Genomic DNA, 18,832 nt, shown 5'->3' with positions numbered 1-18,832 from the left:
TATTAATGGAACGCCATTATTTAAATCAGGAAAGGCTTAAGGCTATTTTGCAGGAGGACTCTGTGAAAGAGCCTTTTTTGACTTATTTCAAAAAGATGGCCGGGAGACTTTTGTTTGCCGATAAGGTATTTGAAGAAAAAGACAGGCCGTTAAGCCGGATGAAGGCCTGGAACAAGGAATGGTATGAGGATGTTTTTCCTTCTAATTATGATGTCTGTTACGGAAATCCTGATTATGCCCAGTCTGTTCTGGGGGAAGAGTTTGGTGATATTCTGTGCTTTTTATATGGAGAGATTCACGGATGCCTGATTTATGCGGTAGAAGAGCGTCTGTTTGAACTGTCAATTTTAAATGAGCTGTTTTTAGAAATATATCAGCTGTTTCTGGACGGAGATGTGCAGATGAAAACGGCGAAACAGATTATTTTTGACCATATGAGAGATTACAGCCAGGAGATCTGCTGTTACCGTGTCAGGGAACAGCTGGATCCATCTTTTCACTTTGCATCAGATATTGTCATGAAGGAAGATCTGTCCAATCCGGATGTGCTCTACCTTTACGGAGAGTATATTTCTGAGAATGAAGTTAAAATGCTGTCATTTTTAAACAGTCTTCCGAAAGAGAAAATACAGGCCATTGCCAAAACTTATGTGGATGGCTTTCATGACGGATTTATCATCAACAATATCGATATGTCCAAAAAGGCTACAGTCAATATCAGGTATCACATAGGATTTGAACCGGTAATCAGGGAAGCTGTCCGGCAGTTCCGGGAGATCGGGCTGACACCGATTCTATACCGCGGTACTACAGGGGTAATTACGAGAGGAATGTCGAAGGTCGGATATATTTCCACAAGTCCGAATCCCCAGTTTGAATATGATCATAGATTTGACCAGGCCCTGTATTTTAATAATGCATTTATGAGGCACAAGCTGGAATGTTACAGAAATGCCTATGAAAAGCTGAAAGAAGAGGCGGCTGCATTTGCGGGACCGGCCTGTATGGAGACTTTTGGGGAACTGCCGTTTACGCCTGAAAATAAGGAGGCGAGTCTTAAGCTGTCTGAAAAGCAGGAAAAGCTGTCAGTGGAATTCCAGAATGAATCCAGCAGGATTGCAAATGAATATATGAAACCTGAGGAGCGCAGTTTTACGATTATCGCGTACCCGCTTCCCGAAATTGGGGAGAACTTTGAAGAGATTTTTGAAGAAGTGGTGAAGGTGAATACGCTGGACAAAGAAAAATATAAAAAGATCCAGCAGTATTTGATTGATGCCCTGGACCAGGGCGTGGAAGTCCACATCAAAGGAGCAGGACACAATGAAACGGATCTGTATGTAGCCCTCCATGAACTGGAGCATCCGGAACAGGAGACAAACTTTGAGAACTGTCTGGCAGATGTGAACATTCCGGTGGGAGAGGTATTTACATCCCCGAAACTGCGGGGAACCAACGGTGTGCTCCATGTAAGTGAAGTATATCTGAGAGATTTGAAGTTTATTGATCTTAAGCTGGTGTTTAAAGACGGCATGATTGAACAATATTCCTGCAGGAATTTTGATACTGAAGAGGAGAACCATGCTTACATTAAGCAGAATCTTTTGTATAACAGGGAGACTCTTCCCATGGGAGAGTTTGCAGTGGGAACCAACACCACAGCCTATGCCATGGCACAGAAATACGGAATCCTTTATCAGCTCCCAATTCTGATCGTAGAAAAGATGGGTCCTCATTTTGCAGTGGGAGATACCTGCTACAGCCACAGCGAAGAAACTGAGGTACACAATCCTGACGGAAAAGAGATTGTTGCAAAGAGCAACGAGCGGTCCGTAAAGGGAGAGTACTTTAACTGCCATACGGATATCACCATTCCTTACGAGGAACTGGATTCTATCTGCGTGATCGGTCTTGGAGGAACAGAGACACTCTTGATCGAAAGCGGGAAATTTGTGCTCCCGGGCACGGAAATCCTGAACGAACCATTGACGTGACCGGGTACAGTGGGTAGAATAGAAGAAAACAAATCGAATTATGACAAAGGAGATAAAATTATGGCAAAAGTAGCAATCGTTATGGGCAGTGATTCCGACATGCCGGTTATGAGCAAAGCGGCGGACTTTTTAGAGGAGATGGGAATCGACTTTGAGATGACCATTATTTCTGCACACCGGGAACCGGATATTTTCTTTGAGTGGGCAAAAGGAGCTGAAGAGCGGGGAGTCAAGGTCATCATCGCAGGTGCAGGGAAAGCGGCACACCTTCCGGGTATGTGCGCAGCACTGTTTCCGATGCCGGTCATCGGAATCCCGATGAAAACATCAGATCTCGGAGGGGTAGATTCTCTGTACTCTATTGTTCAGATGCCGTCCGGAGTTCCGGTTGCATCAGTTGCCATTAACGGAGGACAGAATGCAGGTATCCTTGCAGCGCAGATACTGGCTTCCTCTGATGCAGAACTTCTGCAGAAGTTAAAGGCTTACAGAGAAACTATGAAAGATTCCGTAGTGGAAAAAGCCAAGAAGCTTGACCAGGTCGGATATAAGAACTATAAATAAAAACTTGCAGCCGTACTGTTATGTACGGCTGTTTGCGCCGGAACAGCAGACGGCATAGAGGATTATTTTTGAAGATAAAGAGAGCTTGAATTAGGAGGATAAACATGGATTATAAAAAAGCCGGAGTGGATATCGAAGCGGGATACCAGTCCGTTGAACTTATGAAAAAGCACGTACAGGCTACAATGAGAGAGGAAGTTTTGACAAACATCGGAGGTTTTTCCGGAGCTTTTTCATTAAAGAAGTTCAAGGATATGGAAAATCCCACTCTTGTTTCCGGTACTGACGGAGTCGGCACAAAGTTAAAGCTTGCATTCATCATGGATAAACATGATACGATTGGTATCGACTGTGTGGCCATGTGCGTCAACGATATTGCATGTGCAGGCGGAGAGCCTTTGTATTTCTTAGACTACATTGCCTGCGGAAAAAACTTTCCGGAAAAGATTGCTACTATTGTCAGCGGTGTGGCAGATGGGTGCAGACAGTCAGATGCTGCACTGATCGGCGGAGAGACAGCAGAGATGCCTGGATTTTATCCGGAAGATGAATACGATCTGGCAGGTTTTGCCGTTGGTATCGTAGATGAGAAGGATTTGATTACCGGCAAAGAGATCAAAGAAGGAGATGTGCTGATTGGTATTGCATCTTCCGGCATTCACAGCAACGGATATTCATTGGTGCGCAGGGTGTTTGACATGACGAAGGAATCTTTGGATACCTATTACGAAGAATTGGGCACTACTCTTGGGGAAGCGCTGCTGGCACCTACGAAGATATATGTAAAGGCACTGAAAGCGATCAAGGAAGCAGGGGTAGAGATCAAAGGATGCAGCCATATTACCGGAGGAGGATTCTACGAAAATATCCCAAGAATGCTCCCTGACGGAGCTCATGCGGTTGTGCACAAGGATTCCTATGAGGTGCCGGCTGTCTTTAAGCTTCTGGCAAAGACCGGAGATATTGATGAAAAGATGATGTACAATACATACAATATGGGAATCGGCATGATGGTAGCCGTGGATGAAAAAAGTGTCAATGACACACTGGAAGCTTTGGAACGTGCGGGAGAAACCGCTTTTGTAGTAGGTGAGATCAAGGCCGGTGACAAAGGTGTGACAGTATGCTAAAGGTTGCAGTATTAGTGTCCGGAGGCGGCACCAATTTACAGGCTGTCATCGATGCCATAGAAGAAGGGCGTATCTCAAATGCCCGGATAGATGTGGTGATCAGCAACAATAAAAAAGCGTATGCCCTGGAGCGTGCCAAAAAGCATGGAATCGAGGCTGTGGGGCTTTCGCCGAAGGACTTTGAGAACAGAGATTTATTTAATGAAGCGCTCTATCAGGAACTGGTCAGCAGAGAGATTGATCTGGTTGTGCTGGCAGGATGCCTGGTAGTGATCCCTGACAAGATCATCCGCAAGTTTGAAAACCGGATGATTAATATCCATCCGTCCCTGATCCCGTCTTTCTGCGGTAAAGGCTGTTATGGGCTGAAGGTCCACGAGCAGGCTCTTTTAAGAGGTGTTAAAATTTCAGGTGCTACGGTTCATTTTGTAGATGAAGGAACCGATACCGGACCGATCATTATGCAGAAAGCGGTGGAAGTCAAAGAGGACGATCTGCCGGAGACTCTCCAGAGACGGATTATGGAACAGGCAGAGTGGGTGATTCTTCCTGAGGTTATCAATCTAATTGCAGAGGGAAGAGTCACCGTTTCAGAAGGACATGTAAAGATCGAGAATTGAGTAGGAAGGATAAAAGTATGAATGTACTGATTGTTGGCAGCGGAGGAAGAGAACATGCCATTGCATGGGCGGTGTCAAAGAGCCCGAAAGCGGATAAGATTTACTGTGCTCCCGGTAATGCAGGTATTGCAGAATATGCAGAATGTGTGGATATAGGAGCTATGGAGTTTGATAAACTTGTTGCTTTTGCAAAGGAAAAAGAGATTGGACTGACGATCATCGGAATGGATGATCCGCTTGTAGGTGGGGTTGTGGATGCTTTTGAAGCTGAAGGCCTCCGAGTATTCGGCCCGCGTAAGAATGCGGCCATCATTGAAGGATCCAAAGCATTTTCTAAAGATCTGATGAAAAAGTATGAGATACCTACAGCGGCCTATGAAAATTTCACAGATCCCGAAAAGGCTCTTGATTACCTGGAGACTGTGAAGATGCCGATTGTACTGAAAGCGGACGGCCTGGCTCTGGGCAAAGGCGTATTAATCTGCAGCACGCTGGAAGAAGCAAAGGCGGGCGTTAAAACGCTGATGCTGGACAAACAGTTCGGAGATGCGGGCAATGAGATCGTGATCGAAGAGTTTATGACCGGACGGGAAGTTTCTGTTCTTGCTTTCTGTGACGGCAAAACGATCAAATGTATGACTTCTGCACAGGATCATAAGCGTGCCAAGGACGGAGACCAGGGCCTCAACACAGGAGGTATGGGAACATTTTCTCCGAGTCCGTTCTATACAAAGGAAGTGGAAGAATTTTGTGAAAAGTATGTCTACCAGCCGACAATGGATGCCATGGCAGCAGAGGGCAGACCGTTTACCGGTATTCTGTTTACCGGCCTGATGCTTACGGAAGACGGACCGAAGGTACTGGAATATAATGCACGGTTCGGTGATCCTGAGGCACAGGTTGTCCTTCCCCGTATGAAAAATGACATCCTTGATGTGATGGAGGCTTGTATTGACGGAAAACTTTCTGATATTACATTGGAATTTGAGGATAATGCGGCAGTGTGTGTCGTATTGGCATCTGACGGATATCCGGAGAAGTATGAGAAAGGTTTTGAGATTGAAGGACTTGATGCCTTCAGGGAAAAGGACGGCTATTATGTATTCCACGCGGGAACCAAGTTTGACAAGGATAAGATTGTCACAAACGGAGGACGCGTTCTCGGTGTAGTGGCAAAAGGCGCCGATCTGAAAGAGGCCCGAAAGAATGCATATGAAGCCACAGAATGGATCAGTTTTGCCAATAAATACAAGAGAAATGACATTGGAAAGGCCATTGATGAGGCATAAATAAAAGCATGAATCAGAAGCAGGAAAGAGAGAAAAGTCTCTTTCCTGCTTCCTTTTTATGCTATTGACATTCCGTGCTATTTATTATAGTCTAAGTATAACAAAAGATATGAAAGAAGGAAGGGATGAAAATGCTGCTTGAAGTAGATTTTAACAGCGATCAGGCCATTTATATTCAATTAAGGAACCAGATTATTGTCGGCATTGCATGTTCTGACATCCAGGATGGTGAGTCCCTGCCATCGGTGCGGCAGCTGGCACAGGTTTTAGGAGTAAACATGCATACGGTAAATAAAGCATATGCTATATTGAGGGAAGAAGGCTACTTAAAGCTGGACCGAAGAAAAGGCGCAGTTGTAAGCGTGAATGCCAATGAGAAGGCAAAACAGCTGGATGATTTGGAAGAAAGCCTGCAGCTTTTGGTGGCACAGGCTATCTGCAAGGGCGTGACAAGAGAAGAATTATATCAGCTGGTAGATCATGTTTACCGGCAGCTTGACAAGAGTTAGGAGGACAGAATGAGGAAATTACCACTTACCAGATATTTAAGCCGCGCACTGGAGGAGGCGGGAAAGATATCCGCAAGGCTTGGAGCAGAAAATATAGAAACACTGTTTCTTTTAATGGGACTTTTGAAAATGAAAGGCTCTCTGGCATATGAAATCCTCAAAATGCACGGAGTGTCTGATGAGATATTTTCAGAAGCATTAAAAGAGCGGGATACAGAGAAAAGAAGACGGACAAAAATAAAAAGTTTTACCCCCAGGGCTGAGGAAATCTTAAGCCTTGCCGGCCAGATGGCAGCCAAGTACGGAAGTGATGTAGTCGGTACAGAACACGTGCTGCTTGCGATCTTAAAAGACGGGGAAAATGAGGCCGTCCAGATCCTCGGACAGGAAAAGATTCAGATAGATGCTATTTTTATCGATACTCTGGTAACTATGGGGATTGACTACAAGTCCGCAAAAAACGAGTTTTCCAATAATACGGCGGATGATTATTTTACAGAGGACGGTGCGGGAGAGAACATTTTAGAAAAGTTCAGCACAGATTTAACACAGAAGGCAAAAGATGATGAACTGGATCCAATGATCGGGAGAGAAGATGAGATGGAACGTCTGATGCAGGTGCTCTGCAGAAGATCCAAAAATAATCCCTGCCTGATCGGAGATCCGGGAGTGGGAAAGACCGCCATTGTTGAAGGGCTGGCTGCCAGGATTACAGAGGGAAACGTTCCTCTGAATCTGAGAGATAAAAGGCTGCTTTCCCTGGACCTGACGAGAGTAATCGCAGGTACAAAGTACCGGGGCGAGTTTGAGGAGAGGATGAAGCAGATCATCTCTGAAGTAACGGAAGATTCCTCTGTGATTTTATTTATTGATGAGATACACACAATGATCGGAGCCGGAGGATCTGAAGGAGCCATGGATGCATCCAACATTCTGAAGCCGTCCCTGGCCAGAGGGGATTTTCAGCTGATTGGTGCCACAACCAGTGAAGAGTATACAAAGTATTTTGAGAAAGATGCAGCGTTAGTGCGCAGATTCCAGTCTATTTTGGTAGAGGAGCCTTCGGCAGAAGAAGCTGCAAAAATCCTTGACGGACTGAAATATAAGTTTGAATCTCATCACAGAGTGATGATTCCGGAGGATGTGACTGCCTATGCAGTAGATCTTTCCTGCCGGTATGTCAATGACAGGTTCCTGCCTGACAAGGCCATCGATGTTCTGGATGAGGCATGTGCCAAGAAGAGGATGAAAGTTCTCAAAGTGCCGGCTGATATGAAAGAGGAACAGGAGAAGCTTAAAAATCTTGTCCGGGAGATGGAAGAGTATATCAGCAGGGGACAGATTGCGGAGGCACGGAAATTAAAGGAAGAGAAAGAGGAACTCCAGAAAAGTCTGGATAAAAAGTTCCGCAGGATGGAAAATCAGCAGAAAAAAATCCCTGCCATTGAAAAAGAAGATGTAGAAGAGATCATTTCCCTGTGGACCAAGATTCCGGTGAGCCAGTTGAAGCAGGGGGAGATGGAGAGGCTTAAAAATCTTGAAAAGACTCTGCATAAGCAGGTGATCGGACAGGATAAGGCCGTGGAAGCTGTGGCGAGAGCTATAAAACGCAGCAGGGTCGGCCTGAAAGACCCCAAACGTCCTATTGGTTCATTTTTGTTCCTTGGGCCTACGGGTGTGGGAAAGACTGAACTTTCCAAAAGTCTTGCCAGAGCCATGTTCGGGAGAGAAGAAGACCTGATCCGGGTAGATATGTCGGAGTATATGGAAAAGCACAGTGTATCCAAAATCATTGGATCGCCTCCGGGATATGTGGGATTCGGCGAAGGCGGCCAGCTCAGCGAACAGGTCAGGAGACATCCTTATTCTGTGATTTTGCTGGACGAGATCGAGAAAGCCCATCCAGATGTTTTCAACATTCTGCTTCAGGTGCTGGATGACGGGCACATTACAGATTCAAACGGCAGAAAAGTGGATTTTAAAAATACGGTCCTTATTATGACATCCAATGCAGGAGCATCCAGAATCATCTCACCGAAACAGCTTGGTTTTGTGCGGACTTCTGACAAGGAAAAGAATCATGAGAAGATGACCCAGGGAGTGATGGAAGAAGTACGCCAGATATTTAAACCTGAATTCCTGAACCGGATCGACGGGACGATTGTATTTACCATGCTGACAAAGGAAGAACTGAAGGAAATTACCAAACTGTTTTTAAAGAATGTCAAAGAACAGCTGATGAAGAATCATCAGGTTTCCATGAAGGTTACACCAAATGCCATTTCTCTGCTTGCAGATAAGGGCTACAGCGAAACTTACGGTGCAAGACCGCTCCGCCGTGTGATCACAAGCGAGATTGAGGATGTTTTGGCGGATAAGATATTGGATGGAGAGCTTAAGGACGGAGCTGTGCTGACTATCGGAGCAAAAGACAAAAACCTTACTTTTTCGATAAAGGATGCTAGTAAATAAGTAGGAAATATTATATAATAAAATAACAAATGCAGATTTAATAGGAGGATAAGAACATGTCAGTGGTAACAGAGTTGTTTCGCAGCGAAGAAAATGGGACATTAAGCTTTGGAGATTACACATTAGATACGAAAGCCAAAAAGGACAAAATTGAATTTGAAGGGGATATGTATAAGGTCAAGACCTTCAAGACAATGACGAAGCTGGATAAGAACGGACAGCTGATCTTTGAATCTGTACCGGGATCCGCAGTCCACAATTTTGCTGCAGCAACAGAGGGAGTGGCATTTGAGATTGAGGCATCAGAGGATGTGCAGGTGACCCTGGAAGTGGAGCCTGAACAGGAGTACCGCGTATATATAGACAATACGAATGTTGGAACTATGAAGGCAAATCTGGGCGGAAAGCTGACACTGAGCGTTGAGCTGAACCCAGGCATGACGGCCATGGTCCGTGTAAAGAAACAGTAAGGAGCAGGAACTGATATGGCAAAGGCAAAAACCGTATTTTTCTGCAGCGAGTGCGGACACGAGTCGTCCAAGTGGATGGGACAGTGTCCGGCCTGCAAATCATGGAATACCTTTGTAGAAGAAAAGCAGTCAGTGACAAAAAAAGGAGGGGCAAAGCCCAGGCGGGCTTCTGCCTCTCCTATGAGTATGTCCGAGGTTTCCATAAAGAGCGAAGAGCGGATTCCTACCGGTATCAGCGAGCTGGACAGAGTGCTTGGAGGAGGTATTGTAACCGGTTCTCTGTCTTTGGTGGGAGGAGATCCGGGCATCGGAAAATCCACACTGCTTCTCCAGGTGTGCAGGAATTTAGTCAATGCAAAGCGTAAGGTTTTATATGTGTCGGGAGAAGAATCTGCACATCAGATCAAAATCCGTGCAGAGAGGATCGGAGCATTTGAAGACGAGCTTCTGCTGTTTTGTGAGACGAATCTCGAGGAAATTCTTGAGGGGATCCGAAAGGTCAGGCCGGAGTTTGTTGTAATCGACTCCATCCAGACAATGTATAGTGAAGAGCTTACAGCAGCGGCGGGAAGTGTTTCACAGGTAAGGGAAGTAACGGCCCAGATGATGCGGATTGCTAAGGAAGAGAATATCGCAGTCTTTATTGTAGGACATGTGACAAAGGAAGGCGTTGTGGCAGGGCCGAGGACACTGGAGCATATGGTGGATACGGTTCTTTATTTTGAGGGAGAGAGAGAAGCAGCATACCGGATTCTGCGGGGAGTAAAAAACCGTTTTGGATCGACAAACGAGATCGGAGTGTTTGAGATGTGCGGAAATGGGCTCGTGGAAGTGGAGAATCCGTCCAAGATGATGCTCAACGGCCGTCCCGTGGATGCTTCCGGCTCTGTGGTGGTATGTTCCCTGGAAGGCACAAGGCCGATTCTCATAGAGATCCAGGCACTGATTTCTCCGACCAGCTTTCAGATGCCCAGAAGGACAGCGGTGGGGATTGACTACAACAGAGTTAATCTTCTCATGGCAGTTTTGGAAAAAAGGGTGGGGCTGCAGCTGGGAGGCTGTGATGCCTATGTGAATTTGGCAGGAGGCATGAGGCTGGGAGAGCCGGCCATTGACCTGGGTATTATTTTAGCTATTGCATCCAGTTATAAAAATATGCCTTTGCCGGAGGATACGATCATTTTCGGCGAAGTAGGACTTGTGGGAGAGGTCAGAAGAGTATCCCAGGGTGACCAGCGGATCAAAGAGGCTGAGAAGCTCGGCTTTAAGACCTGTATTCTGCCGAAAGCAAATGTGGACAGCTTAAAGATAAAGACAAAGATGCAGCTTCTTGGCGTTGCAAATGTAAGGGAAGCCCTTGATTGTATTTAAAATATGTCTTATATTATTAAAGAATAATGAAAAGTATGGAGGAATGGAGACACAATGGAAGAGGCGATCTCAAAAAATTTTATAGAGCAGATCATTGAAGAGGATCTGAAAGAAGGGAAATACGAAAAAATTGTTACCAGATTTCCGCCGGAGCCAAACGGTTATCTGCACATTGGACATGCCAAATCAATTCTTTTAAACTATGGTCTGGCCAAGGAGTACGGCGGGGATTTTCATTTCCGGTTTGACGATACAAATCCAACAAAGGAAAAGACTGAATATGTGGATTCTATCAAAGAGGATGTAGAGTGGCTCGGAGCAGATTATGACAAGACTATATATTTTGCATCCAGCTATTTTGACCGTATGTATGAATGTGCTGAGTTTCTGATTAAAAAAGGGAAAGCTTATGTGTGCGATCTGACTCCGGAGGAGATCCGGGAGTACAGAGGGACTTTGACAGAACCGGGAAAGAACAGCCCATACAGGGAGCGGACGCCGGAAGAAAATCTTAAATTATTCCGTGCAATGAAAAACGGAGAATTTGAGGACGGCAGCAAGGTACTTCGTGCCAAGATTGATATGACTTCCGGAAATATGAATATGAGGGATCCGATTCTTTACCGCATTGCCAGAATGGAGCATCATAATACTGGCGGAGATTGGTGTATTTATCCGATGTATGATTTTGCCCATCCGCTGGAAGACGCCTTTGAGGGTGTAACCCATTCTATCTGTACCTTGGAATTCGAGGATCACAGGCCGTTATATGACTGGGTAGTGGAACAGTGTGAATTTGAACATCCGCCGAAACAGATAGAATTTGCCAAGCTTTACCTGACCAATGTTGTGACAGGAAAGCGTTATATTAAGAAATTAGTAGATGACGGAATTGTGGATGGATGGGATGATCCAAGGCTGGTAACGTTATCCGCATTAAGACGCCGGGGTTATACACCGGAAGCTATCCGCAGGTTTATGGAACTGGTCGGTGTGGCTAAGAGCCACAGCTCTGTAGATTATGCCATGCTGGAGTACTGCATCAGGGACGATCTGAAACTGAAAAAACCAAGAGTATCGGCTGTGCTGGATCCTATTAAGCTGGTTATCACAAACTACCCGGAAGACCAGGTGGAATATATGGAAGTAAAAAATAATCAGGAAAACGAAGAGATGGGCGTTCGGAAAGTTCCGTTCTGCAGAGAGCTTTATATTGAAAGAGATGACTTTAAGATTGAACGTCCGAAGAAGTATTTCCGTCTGTATCCTGGAAATGAAGTACGCCTGATGAACGGTTATTTTGTGACCTGCACAGATTATAAAACAGATGAAGAAGGAAATGTGACAGAAGTACACTGTACGTATGATCCTGCTTCCAGAGGAGGGAACAGCCCTGACGGCCGAAAAGTCAAAGGGACAATTCATTGGGTTGCAGCTCCTTTTGCCAAGAAAGCGGAAGTGCGTTTATACGAGAACATTGTAGATGAAGAAAAAGGTGTATACAATGAGGACGGCTCCATTAATCTGAATCCGGATTCCCTTAAGATCCTGACAGAGTGTTATGTTGAGCCGTGTCTTGAAGAGGCTGCTCCGGGGGACAGTTTTCAGTTTGTTAGGCAGGGATATTTCTGCCTGGATACGAAGGACACAACACCGGAACATATGGTATTTAACCGAATTGTTTCCATGAAAAGTTCTTATCAGCCTAAATAAGAAAAAGATAAGCTGTTTTACGACGGCTTATCTTTTTGCGTTTTGGGAACAATGAAGAAAGGAGATCATATGAAAAAACTGACTGAAATGTCCAATGAAGAGCTTTGGGGGCTTTTCCCTATTGTTTTAAGCGGACATAAAAAGGAATGGAAACAGATGTATGAAAATGAAAAAAAGCTTCTGCTTCATGTTATAGGGAAGGAGCATGTGGCAAGGATCAGCCATATTGGCAGCACTGCGGTAGAAGGGCTTTTGGCTAAACCAACGATTGATATTCTGCTGGAGATCAGGGAAGGATATGATCTGGATCATCTGGTCAGAGTGCTTGAAAAGGAAGGATATATTTTTACGAGGAAGCCTGCGAATCCGCCGCCTCATATGATGTTTATGAAAGGATATACATTAAATGGATTTGCCAAACGGGTATACCATCTCCATGTGCGGTATCCCGGGGACTGGGATGAATTGTATTTCCGTGACTATTTGAGAAGGCATAAAAGTACTGCTGAGGAGTACGGCAAATTAAAGGTCGGGCTGCAGAAGAGGTTTGAACATGACAGGGATGCATATACAAGAGCCAAGACAGATTTTGTCAGACAATGCACAAAAAAAGCCAGGAAAGAGTTTGGAGATGTCTATCGTCCTGGCATGAAAAAGTGAAAAAATTTTTCGAAAAAGCACTTGCATTTTTTTGATAGGGTGTTATACTATATTTTGTGATTAGCACTCGAGTTAAGTGAGTGCTAACAATAATCGGGTAAATAAGACAAAAGAATTTCATCTGAATTTTAGGAGGTAATGATATGAATTTAAAACCATTAGGAGACAGAGTAGTACTGAAACAGTTAGAGGCAGAAACTACCACAAAATCCGGAATCGTGTTGACAACAGCATCTCAGGAAAAACCGCAGGAGGCGGAAGTTGTTGCAGTGGGACCTGGAACGGATGAAGTAAAAATGGAAGTAGAAAACGGACAGAAAGTCATCTATTCCAAATATGCGGGAACTGAAGTGAAATGTGGAGATGATGAGTACATCATCGTAAAACAGAACGATATTTTAGCAGTTGTAGAATAAGATTTTTGGAGGAGACGAATCATGGCAAAAGAAATCAAATACGGTATTGAGGCAAGAAAAGCATTAGAAGCAGGTGTAAACCAGTTAGCAGATACAGTAAGAGTTACCATCGGACCAAAAGGAAGAAATGTAGTATTAGACAAATCCTTTGGTATTCCGCTGATTACAAATGACGGTGTAACCATCGCAAAAGAGATTGAACTGGAAGATGCATTTGAGAACATGGGCGCTCAGATCGTCAAAGAAGTTGCAACAAAAACAAATGATGTTGCAGGTGACGGTACTACAACAGCTACTGTACTGGCTCAGGCAATGGTAAATGAAGGAATGAAAAACCTTGCAGCAGGAGCTAATCCTATCATTTTAAGAAAAGGAATGAAAAAAGCTACCGATGCAGCAGTAGAAGCAATTGCTGAAATGAGCAGCAAAGTAAACGGCAAAGATCAGATTGCAAAGGTTGCAGCAATTTCTGCAAGCGATGAGGAAGTCGGAGAATTAGTTGCAGATGCTATGGAAAAAGTATCTAATGACGGTGTTATTACAATCGAAGAATCTAAGACTATGAAGACAGAGTTAGATTTAGTAGAAGGTATGCAGTTTGACCGCGGATACTTATCTGCTTACTTCTCAACAGACATGGAAAAAATGGTTGCTGAACTGGAAGATCCATACATCCTGATCACAGACAAGAAAATCTCTAACATTCAGGATATTCTGCCGATCTTAGAGCAGATTGTACAGAGCGGAAAGAAACTTCTGATCATTGCAGAAGACATTGAAGGTGAAGCACTGACTACTCTGATTGTAAATAAACTTCGCGGAACATTCTCTGTTTGCGCTGTAAAAGCTCCTGGATACGGTGACAGAAGAAAAGCTATGCTGGAAGATATCGCAATCTTAACAGGCGGTACTGTTATTTCTGAAGAAGTTGGATTAGACCTGAAAGAAATGACGATCGACCAGTTAGGACGCGCAAAATCTGTTAAGGTTGAGAAAGAAAATACGGTCATTGTTGACGGAGAAGGATCAAAAGATGCGATCCAGGCTAGAATCGGTCAGATTAAAGGACAGATTGAAGAGACAACTTCTGAATTTGATAAAGAAAAATTACAGGAAAGACTTGCAAAATTATCCGGAGGAGTTGCAGTTATCCGTGTAGGTGCGGCAACTGAGACAGAAATGAAAGAAAGCAAGCTTCGTCTGGAAGATGCTCTTGCAGCAACTAAGGCAGCAGTTGAAGAAGGCATCATTTTCGGAGGAGGATCTGCATATATCCACGCTTCTAAGAAAGTAGCTGCAATGGCAGAAGGATTAGAAGGAGATGAAAAGACAGGAGCAAATATTATCCTGAAAGCACTTCAGGCTCCGTTATTCCATATTGCAGCAAATGCCGGACTGGAAGGATCTGTGATTATTAATAAAGTGGAAGAACAGGAAGTCGGATTTGGCTTTGATGCATTAAACGGAAAATATGTTAATATGATTGATGCAGGTATCATCGACCCTGCGAAGGTAACAAGAAGTGCGCTGCAGAACGCAACATCCGTGGCTTCTACACTTCTGACAACCGAATCTGTTGTAGCTGACATCAAAGAAGATGCGCCGGCAATGCCAGCCGGAGCAGGAGCACCTGGAATGGGAATGATGTAAGCTGTTATACCACAGGATTCAGATGTAAAAGGAATACAGAAACAGAAAGAAGGCTGATTTTTTGTCAGCCTTCTTTTTTTCATGACAAAATAAAGGTCTTTTATGTCAAATAGCTGGACAAAGAAGAGTAAAGAAAGTATAATATTTACAAATAATAACATTTACTCAGGGGAGGGGGCGAGCGTATGCCGGAAGAAAAAATGATAAAAGACATATATAATTTGGTGCAGCAGATGAATTCCAATATGCATCAAATGAGTTCAGACATGTATCAGATGAACACCCATCTGGGTACACTTGGCGAAAGAACGGGGCGTGTGGAGGAGAAGGTTGATCTTCTTACAGCCAAGACAGATAAGCTGGAAGAAAAAACAGACAGAATGGAGCATGACATACGGGAACTGAAGAAAAGGACAGATTCTCTGGAAGAAAAAACGGACAAATTAGACAGAACAACACAGCTATTATGTGAACAAAACAGTATACTGCTGCAGAGGACTGACGTTCTCACAGAAAAAACAGATCGTCTCACAGAAAAGACAGATTTTCTCACAGAGAAAACAGATCGTCTCACAGAAAAGACAAATTCTCTTACAGAGAAAACAGATCTTCTTACAGAAAAGACAAATTCTCTTACAGAGAAAACAAATCTTCTTACAGAAAAGACAGATTTTCTCACAGAGAAAACAGATCTCATCTCAGAGAAGACAGATTTTCTCACAGAGAAAACAGATCTCATCTCAGAGAAGACAAACCTCCTTTCAGAAAAGGCAGACTGTATGGAAAAGCGTTTCGAACATACGGAATCAGAAATATCTGAACTCAGGACTGCTATGGAATCCGGATTTTCAAATATCCATCTGATTCTGGAAAATGAGATCTGTACAAAACTGAATGTTTTATTTGAGAACAGAGAAGATCCGGCCAGATACCAGATGCTTATAAAAAGGCAGGAGATGCTTGAGACGGATGTTGAGCTTCTGAAAAAGACAGTAATCAGCCACAGTGATAAGCTGAAAAAGATATTATAAGGAGAAGGGCGGATGTTCCTTCTCTTTTTGTTTCATAGAAAAGTTCGCCCTATGAAATAAAAAGCACTCCGTGCAGGATGCGCACAAATGTACAGGGAATCTATTTGCCTCTGGCCCTGAGGCGGGCCTTCCTGCTTTGTTGTGTCCTAAATGCAGAAATACTATATTGGCGGAGAAGTATTTCAGCAAATTGCTGTGCAGAAACATAGTACTGTTTTTGCTTTTATTAAGAGTATTTTAAGAATTTGCAAAAAATGCTTTGCTATTGTGCAGATTCACGATATAATAAAAAAGATATTAAAAGATGCAGAAAGAGGTGTATTTGGTGTATAAAATAGTAAAAAAAGAGACACTTAATAACTTGGTTGAATTGATGGAAATTCACGCGCCGTTTGTGGCAAGGAAATGTGAACCGGGGCAGTTTATCATTATCCGTGTGGATGAAAATGGAGAGAGGGTTCCTTTGACCATCGCTGACTATGACAGAGAGAAAGAAACTGTTACGATCATTTATCAGGTTGTTGGATATTCGACTGAATTATTAAGCAAGAAAAAAGAGGGAGATTTTGTAGCCGATTTTGTAGGTCCTCTTGGACAGCCATCCATATTACATAAAAGAGAGAGAGTTTTAGGTGTGGCAGGAGGAGTCGGCGCAGCACCTCTTTACCCTCAGCTCCGCAAACTTGCAGAAATGGGAGTTCCTGTTGATGTTATCATCGGCGGCAAGAGCGCAGAGTTTGTAATCTTAAAAGAAAAATTTGAAGAGTTCTGTGAAAATGTTTTCATTGCCACAGATGACGGAAGCCTTGGAACAAAAGGATTTGTTACCAACGTGCTTGAAGATCAGATCGCAAAAGGTGTAAAATACGATGAAGTGATTGCCATTGGACCGTTGATTATGATGAAGAATGTTGTAAATATTACGAAACAGCATGATATTCCTACCATGGTATCCTTAAACCCGATCATGATTGACGGAACCGGAATGTGCGGCGGATGCCGCGTCACTGTAGGCGGAGAAACAAAGTTTGCATGTGTGGACGGACCGGATTTTGACGGATTCCAGGTAGATTTCGATGAGTGTATGAAACGTCAGACAATGTTTAGAGAAGAAGAGCATGAATGCAAGATTGGGAGGGGTAAATAGTCATGGCAAATATGAGTCCAAATAAAGTAGCAATGCCGGAACAGGATCCGAATGTTCGGAACAAGAACTTTAAAGAAGTTGCTTTGGGATATACGAAAGAAATGGCTATGGAAGAAGCAACCCGCTGCCTGAACTGCAAGAATAAGCCATGTGTAAACGGATGTCCGGTCAATGTGCCGATTCCTGAATTTATTGAAAAGGTAGCAGCCGGAGACTTTGAAGGTGCTTATGAAGTGATCACAAGCGAAAATGCCCTGCCTGCCATCTGCGGCCGTGTATGTCCTCAGGAGAACCAGTGTGAAGGAAAATGTGTCAGAGGAATCAAAGGTGAGCCTGTAGGTATCGGACGTATGGAACGGTTTGTTGCAGACTACCATATGGCAAATGCAGAGCCTTCAGAAGTAAATATCGAAAAAAACGGAAAAAAAGTAGCAGTCGTCGGATGCGGACCTGCCGGTATCACTTGTGCCGGAGAGCTGATCAAGAAGGGCTATGAGGTTACAGTATTTGAGGCGCTCCATAAACCGGGCGGAGTATTGAGCTATGGAATTCCGGAATTCCGTCTGCCGAAAGACCTTGTAGCAAAAGAAATAGAATCTGTTGAAAATCTCGGTGTTAAGATCGAGACGAACGTAATTGTCGGAAGATCCGTTACCATTGATGAACTGATGGAAGAAGGATATGAGGCTGTCTTTGTTGGAAGCGGCGCAGGACTTCCAAGATTCTTAAATATTCCGGGAGAGAACTACCTGGGTGTTTATTCTGCCAATGAATTTCTTACCCGTGTGAATCTGATGAAAGGGTATGAATTCCCAGAGTATCCGACACCGGTAAAGATCGGAAAGAAAGTTGCTGTAGTGGGAGCAGGAAACGTAGCGATGGATGCAGCCAGAACAGCAAAGCGTCTGGGAGCAGAAGAAGTCTATATTGTTTACAGAAGAAGTGAAGAAGAAGCACCGGCCCGTCTGGAAGAACTTCATCATGCAAAAGAAGAAGGAATTATTTTTAAATTCTTAAATAATCCGGTTGCCATCAAAGCAAATGAAGACGGCTGGGTAAATAAAATGGAAATCGTAAAGCAGGAGTTAGGTGAGCCTGATGCGTCAGGAAGAAGATCTCCGGTTCCTGTTGAAGGATCAAACTATGATATTGATGTGGATACAGTTGTCATTGCAATCGGCCAGAGCCCGAACCCATTGATCCGCCAGACCACTCCGGGACTGGATGTTCAGAAATGGGGCGGAATTATTGTCAACGAAGAGACAATGGAATCAAGCAAGGACGGTGTTTATGCAGGAGGCGATACTGTCACTGGTGCAGCAACTGTTATTTTAGCTATGGGTGCCGGAAAGAAAGCAGCTGCAGCGATTGATAAAAAATTAAGAGGATAATCAGGAGGACAGGATATGAGCAAAACAATTTTTCAAACGTCTGTCTATGAGTTGGGAGACCAGGTTGATGCCTTTTATGATGAAGGAATGTTTGTGCTGTTCGGTGAGAATGTTCCGGACACGCTGAAAGACTTTTGTCATTTCATTGATGTCAATCAGGTAGACGGAACGATCAGCAAAGGAAATGTACTGGTTATTGACGATGCCGAATTTAAGATTACGGCTGTAGGAGAAATCGCCCAGTCAAATTTAGAGACATTGGGACATCTCACTGTGGTATTCAGCGGAGCCTCTGAGGCAGGGCTGCCGGGAAGCATCTGTGTGGAGGCAAATCCGATGCCTAAATTAAAAGCCGGTTCAAAGATCTCAATCAGAGAAGACTAAAACGAATGTACAAAGGATTAT

At 44.0% G+C, this 18,832-nt stretch carries 17 protein-coding genes; all 17 read left to right on the top strand.

The window, feature by feature from the left end; translation table 11 throughout:
* Nucleotides 1-5 precede the first annotated feature (5 nt).
* The 17 genes from KH180_RS05700 to KH180_RS05620 all read left to right on the top strand — a co-directional run bounded on the left by KH180_RS05700 (nucleotide 6) and on the right by KH180_RS05620 (nucleotide 18,811).
* Nucleotides 6-1,994: an aminopeptidase gene (locus KH180_RS05700; RefSeq protein ID WP_290757937.1), complete on the top strand. Its 1,989-nt coding sequence runs from the start codon at nucleotides 6-8 to the stop codon at nucleotides 1,992-1,994.
* A 60-nt stretch (nucleotides 1,995-2,054) separates the two neighbouring features.
* Complete coding sequence (gene purE, locus KH180_RS05695) at nucleotides 2,055-2,558, top strand: 5-(carboxyamino)imidazole ribonucleotide mutase (RefSeq protein WP_290757632.1); 504 nt, start codon at nucleotides 2,055-2,057, stop codon at nucleotides 2,556-2,558.
* Nucleotides 2,559-2,662: 104 nt separating this feature from the next.
* Nucleotides 2,663-3,688: a phosphoribosylformylglycinamidine cyclo-ligase gene (gene purM, locus KH180_RS05690; protein WP_290757629.1), complete on the top strand. Its 1,026-nt coding sequence runs from the start codon at nucleotides 2,663-2,665 to the stop codon at nucleotides 3,686-3,688.
* Nucleotides 3,682-4,308: a phosphoribosylglycinamide formyltransferase gene (gene purN / locus KH180_RS05685; RefSeq protein ID WP_290757626.1), complete on the top strand. Its 627-nt coding sequence runs from the start codon at nucleotides 3,682-3,684 to the stop codon at nucleotides 4,306-4,308. The genes purM and purN overlap by 7 nt, the downstream gene beginning before the upstream one ends.
* A 17-nt stretch (nucleotides 4,309-4,325) precedes the next feature.
* Nucleotides 4,326-5,597, top strand: coding sequence for a phosphoribosylamine--glycine ligase (gene purD / locus KH180_RS05680; protein ID WP_290757624.1), 1,272 nt, complete (start codon nucleotides 4,326-4,328; stop codon nucleotides 5,595-5,597).
* A gap of 131 nt (nucleotides 5,598-5,728) precedes the next feature.
* Nucleotides 5,729-6,106 carry a GntR family transcriptional regulator gene (locus KH180_RS05675; protein WP_290757621.1) on the top strand — a complete coding sequence of 126 codons (378 nt, stop codon included), beginning with the start codon at nucleotides 5,729-5,731 and terminating at the stop codon, nucleotides 6,104-6,106.
* Between the two features lie 9 nt (nucleotides 6,107-6,115).
* Nucleotides 6,116-8,578: an ATP-dependent Clp protease ATP-binding subunit gene (locus KH180_RS05670; RefSeq protein WP_290757618.1), complete on the top strand. Its 2,463-nt coding sequence runs from the start codon at nucleotides 6,116-6,118 to the stop codon at nucleotides 8,576-8,578.
* Between the two features lie 56 nt (nucleotides 8,579-8,634).
* Nucleotides 8,635-9,048 carry an endosialidase gene (locus tag KH180_RS05665; RefSeq protein ID WP_290757615.1) on the top strand — a complete coding sequence of 138 codons (414 nt, stop codon included), beginning with the start codon at nucleotides 8,635-8,637 and terminating at the stop codon, nucleotides 9,046-9,048.
* A 15-nt stretch (nucleotides 9,049-9,063) separates the two neighbouring features.
* Nucleotides 9,064-10,419, top strand: a complete 1,356-nt coding sequence (gene radA / locus KH180_RS05660) for a DNA repair protein RadA (protein ID WP_290757613.1) — start codon at nucleotides 9,064-9,066, stop codon at nucleotides 10,417-10,419.
* Between the two features lie 54 nt (nucleotides 10,420-10,473).
* Nucleotides 10,474-12,132, top strand: a complete 1,659-nt coding sequence (locus KH180_RS05655) for a glutamine--tRNA ligase/YqeY domain fusion protein (protein ID WP_290757611.1) — start codon at nucleotides 10,474-10,476, stop codon at nucleotides 12,130-12,132.
* Between the two features lie 69 nt (nucleotides 12,133-12,201).
* Nucleotides 12,202-12,792, top strand: a complete 591-nt coding sequence (locus tag KH180_RS05650) for a GrpB family protein (protein ID WP_290757608.1) — start codon at nucleotides 12,202-12,204, stop codon at nucleotides 12,790-12,792.
* 143 nt (nucleotides 12,793-12,935) lie between these two features.
* The gene (locus KH180_RS05645; RefSeq protein ID WP_137329312.1) at nucleotides 12,936-13,208 is read left to right on the top strand and encodes a co-chaperone GroES; all 273 of its coding nucleotides are present in this window, start codon (nucleotides 12,936-12,938) and stop codon (nucleotides 13,206-13,208) included.
* Between the two features lie 21 nt (nucleotides 13,209-13,229).
* Nucleotides 13,230-14,858 carry a chaperonin GroEL gene (gene groL / locus KH180_RS05640; RefSeq protein WP_290757602.1) on the top strand — a complete coding sequence of 543 codons (1,629 nt, stop codon included), beginning with the start codon at nucleotides 13,230-13,232 and terminating at the stop codon, nucleotides 14,856-14,858.
* 185 nt (nucleotides 14,859-15,043) lie between these two features.
* Nucleotides 15,044-15,889: a hypothetical protein gene (locus KH180_RS05635; RefSeq protein ID WP_290757599.1), complete on the top strand. Its 846-nt coding sequence runs from the start codon at nucleotides 15,044-15,046 to the stop codon at nucleotides 15,887-15,889.
* A gap of 325 nt (nucleotides 15,890-16,214) precedes the next feature.
* Nucleotides 16,215-17,036 carry a sulfide/dihydroorotate dehydrogenase-like FAD/NAD-binding protein gene (locus KH180_RS05630; protein ID WP_290757598.1) on the top strand — a complete coding sequence of 274 codons (822 nt, stop codon included), beginning with the start codon at nucleotides 16,215-16,217 and terminating at the stop codon, nucleotides 17,034-17,036.
* Nucleotides 17,037-17,038: 2 nt separating this feature from the next.
* Complete coding sequence (gene gltA / locus KH180_RS05625; protein WP_290757595.1) at nucleotides 17,039-18,427, top strand: NADPH-dependent glutamate synthase; 1,389 nt, start codon at nucleotides 17,039-17,041, stop codon at nucleotides 18,425-18,427.
* 15 nt (nucleotides 18,428-18,442) lie between these two features.
* Nucleotides 18,443-18,811 carry a PTS glucitol/sorbitol transporter subunit IIA gene (locus KH180_RS05620; protein WP_290757593.1) on the top strand — a complete coding sequence of 123 codons (369 nt, stop codon included), beginning with the start codon at nucleotides 18,443-18,445 and terminating at the stop codon, nucleotides 18,809-18,811.
* Nucleotides 18,812-18,832: the final 21 nt, after the last annotated feature.

Origin of the sequence: Anaerostipes sp., from assembly GCF_018381315.1 — a bacterium.
GTDB lineage: Bacteria > Bacillota > Clostridia > Lachnospirales > Lachnospiraceae > Anaerostipes.
This window is presented reverse-complemented; position numbering and strand designations above follow the sequence as displayed.

Bases quoted from the DNA above. Each gene is read 5' to 3' on its own strand.
- KH180_RS05700 (WP_290757937.1), top strand. From the start codon at position 6: ATGGAACGCCATTATTTAAATCAGGAAAGGCTTAAGGCTATTTTGCAG.
- purE (WP_290757632.1), top strand. From the start codon at position 2,055: ATGGCAAAAGTAGCAATCGTTATGGGCAGTGATTCCGACATGCCGGTT.
- purM (WP_290757629.1), top strand. From the start codon at position 2,663: ATGGATTATAAAAAAGCCGGAGTGGATATCGAAGCGGGATACCAGTCC.
- purN (WP_290757626.1), top strand. From the start codon at position 3,682: ATGCTAAAGGTTGCAGTATTAGTGTCCGGAGGCGGCACCAATTTACAG.
- purD (WP_290757624.1), top strand. From the start codon at position 4,326: ATGAATGTACTGATTGTTGGCAGCGGAGGAAGAGAACATGCCATTGCA.
- KH180_RS05675 (WP_290757621.1), top strand. From the start codon at position 5,729: ATGCTGCTTGAAGTAGATTTTAACAGCGATCAGGCCATTTATATTCAA.
- KH180_RS05670 (WP_290757618.1), top strand. From the start codon at position 6,116: ATGAGGAAATTACCACTTACCAGATATTTAAGCCGCGCACTGGAGGAG.
- KH180_RS05665 (WP_290757615.1), top strand. From the start codon at position 8,635: ATGTCAGTGGTAACAGAGTTGTTTCGCAGCGAAGAAAATGGGACATTA.
- radA (WP_290757613.1), top strand. From the start codon at position 9,064: ATGGCAAAGGCAAAAACCGTATTTTTCTGCAGCGAGTGCGGACACGAG.
- KH180_RS05655 (WP_290757611.1), top strand. From the start codon at position 10,474: ATGGAAGAGGCGATCTCAAAAAATTTTATAGAGCAGATCATTGAAGAG.
- KH180_RS05650 (WP_290757608.1), top strand. From the start codon at position 12,202: ATGAAAAAACTGACTGAAATGTCCAATGAAGAGCTTTGGGGGCTTTTC.
- KH180_RS05645 (WP_137329312.1), top strand. From the start codon at position 12,936: ATGAATTTAAAACCATTAGGAGACAGAGTAGTACTGAAACAGTTAGAG.
- groL (WP_290757602.1), top strand. From the start codon at position 13,230: ATGGCAAAAGAAATCAAATACGGTATTGAGGCAAGAAAAGCATTAGAA.
- KH180_RS05635 (WP_290757599.1), top strand. From the start codon at position 15,044: ATGCCGGAAGAAAAAATGATAAAAGACATATATAATTTGGTGCAGCAG.
- gltA (WP_290757595.1), top strand. From the start codon at position 17,039: ATGGCAAATATGAGTCCAAATAAAGTAGCAATGCCGGAACAGGATCCG.
- KH180_RS05620 (WP_290757593.1), top strand. From the start codon at position 18,443: ATGAGCAAAACAATTTTTCAAACGTCTGTCTATGAGTTGGGAGACCAG.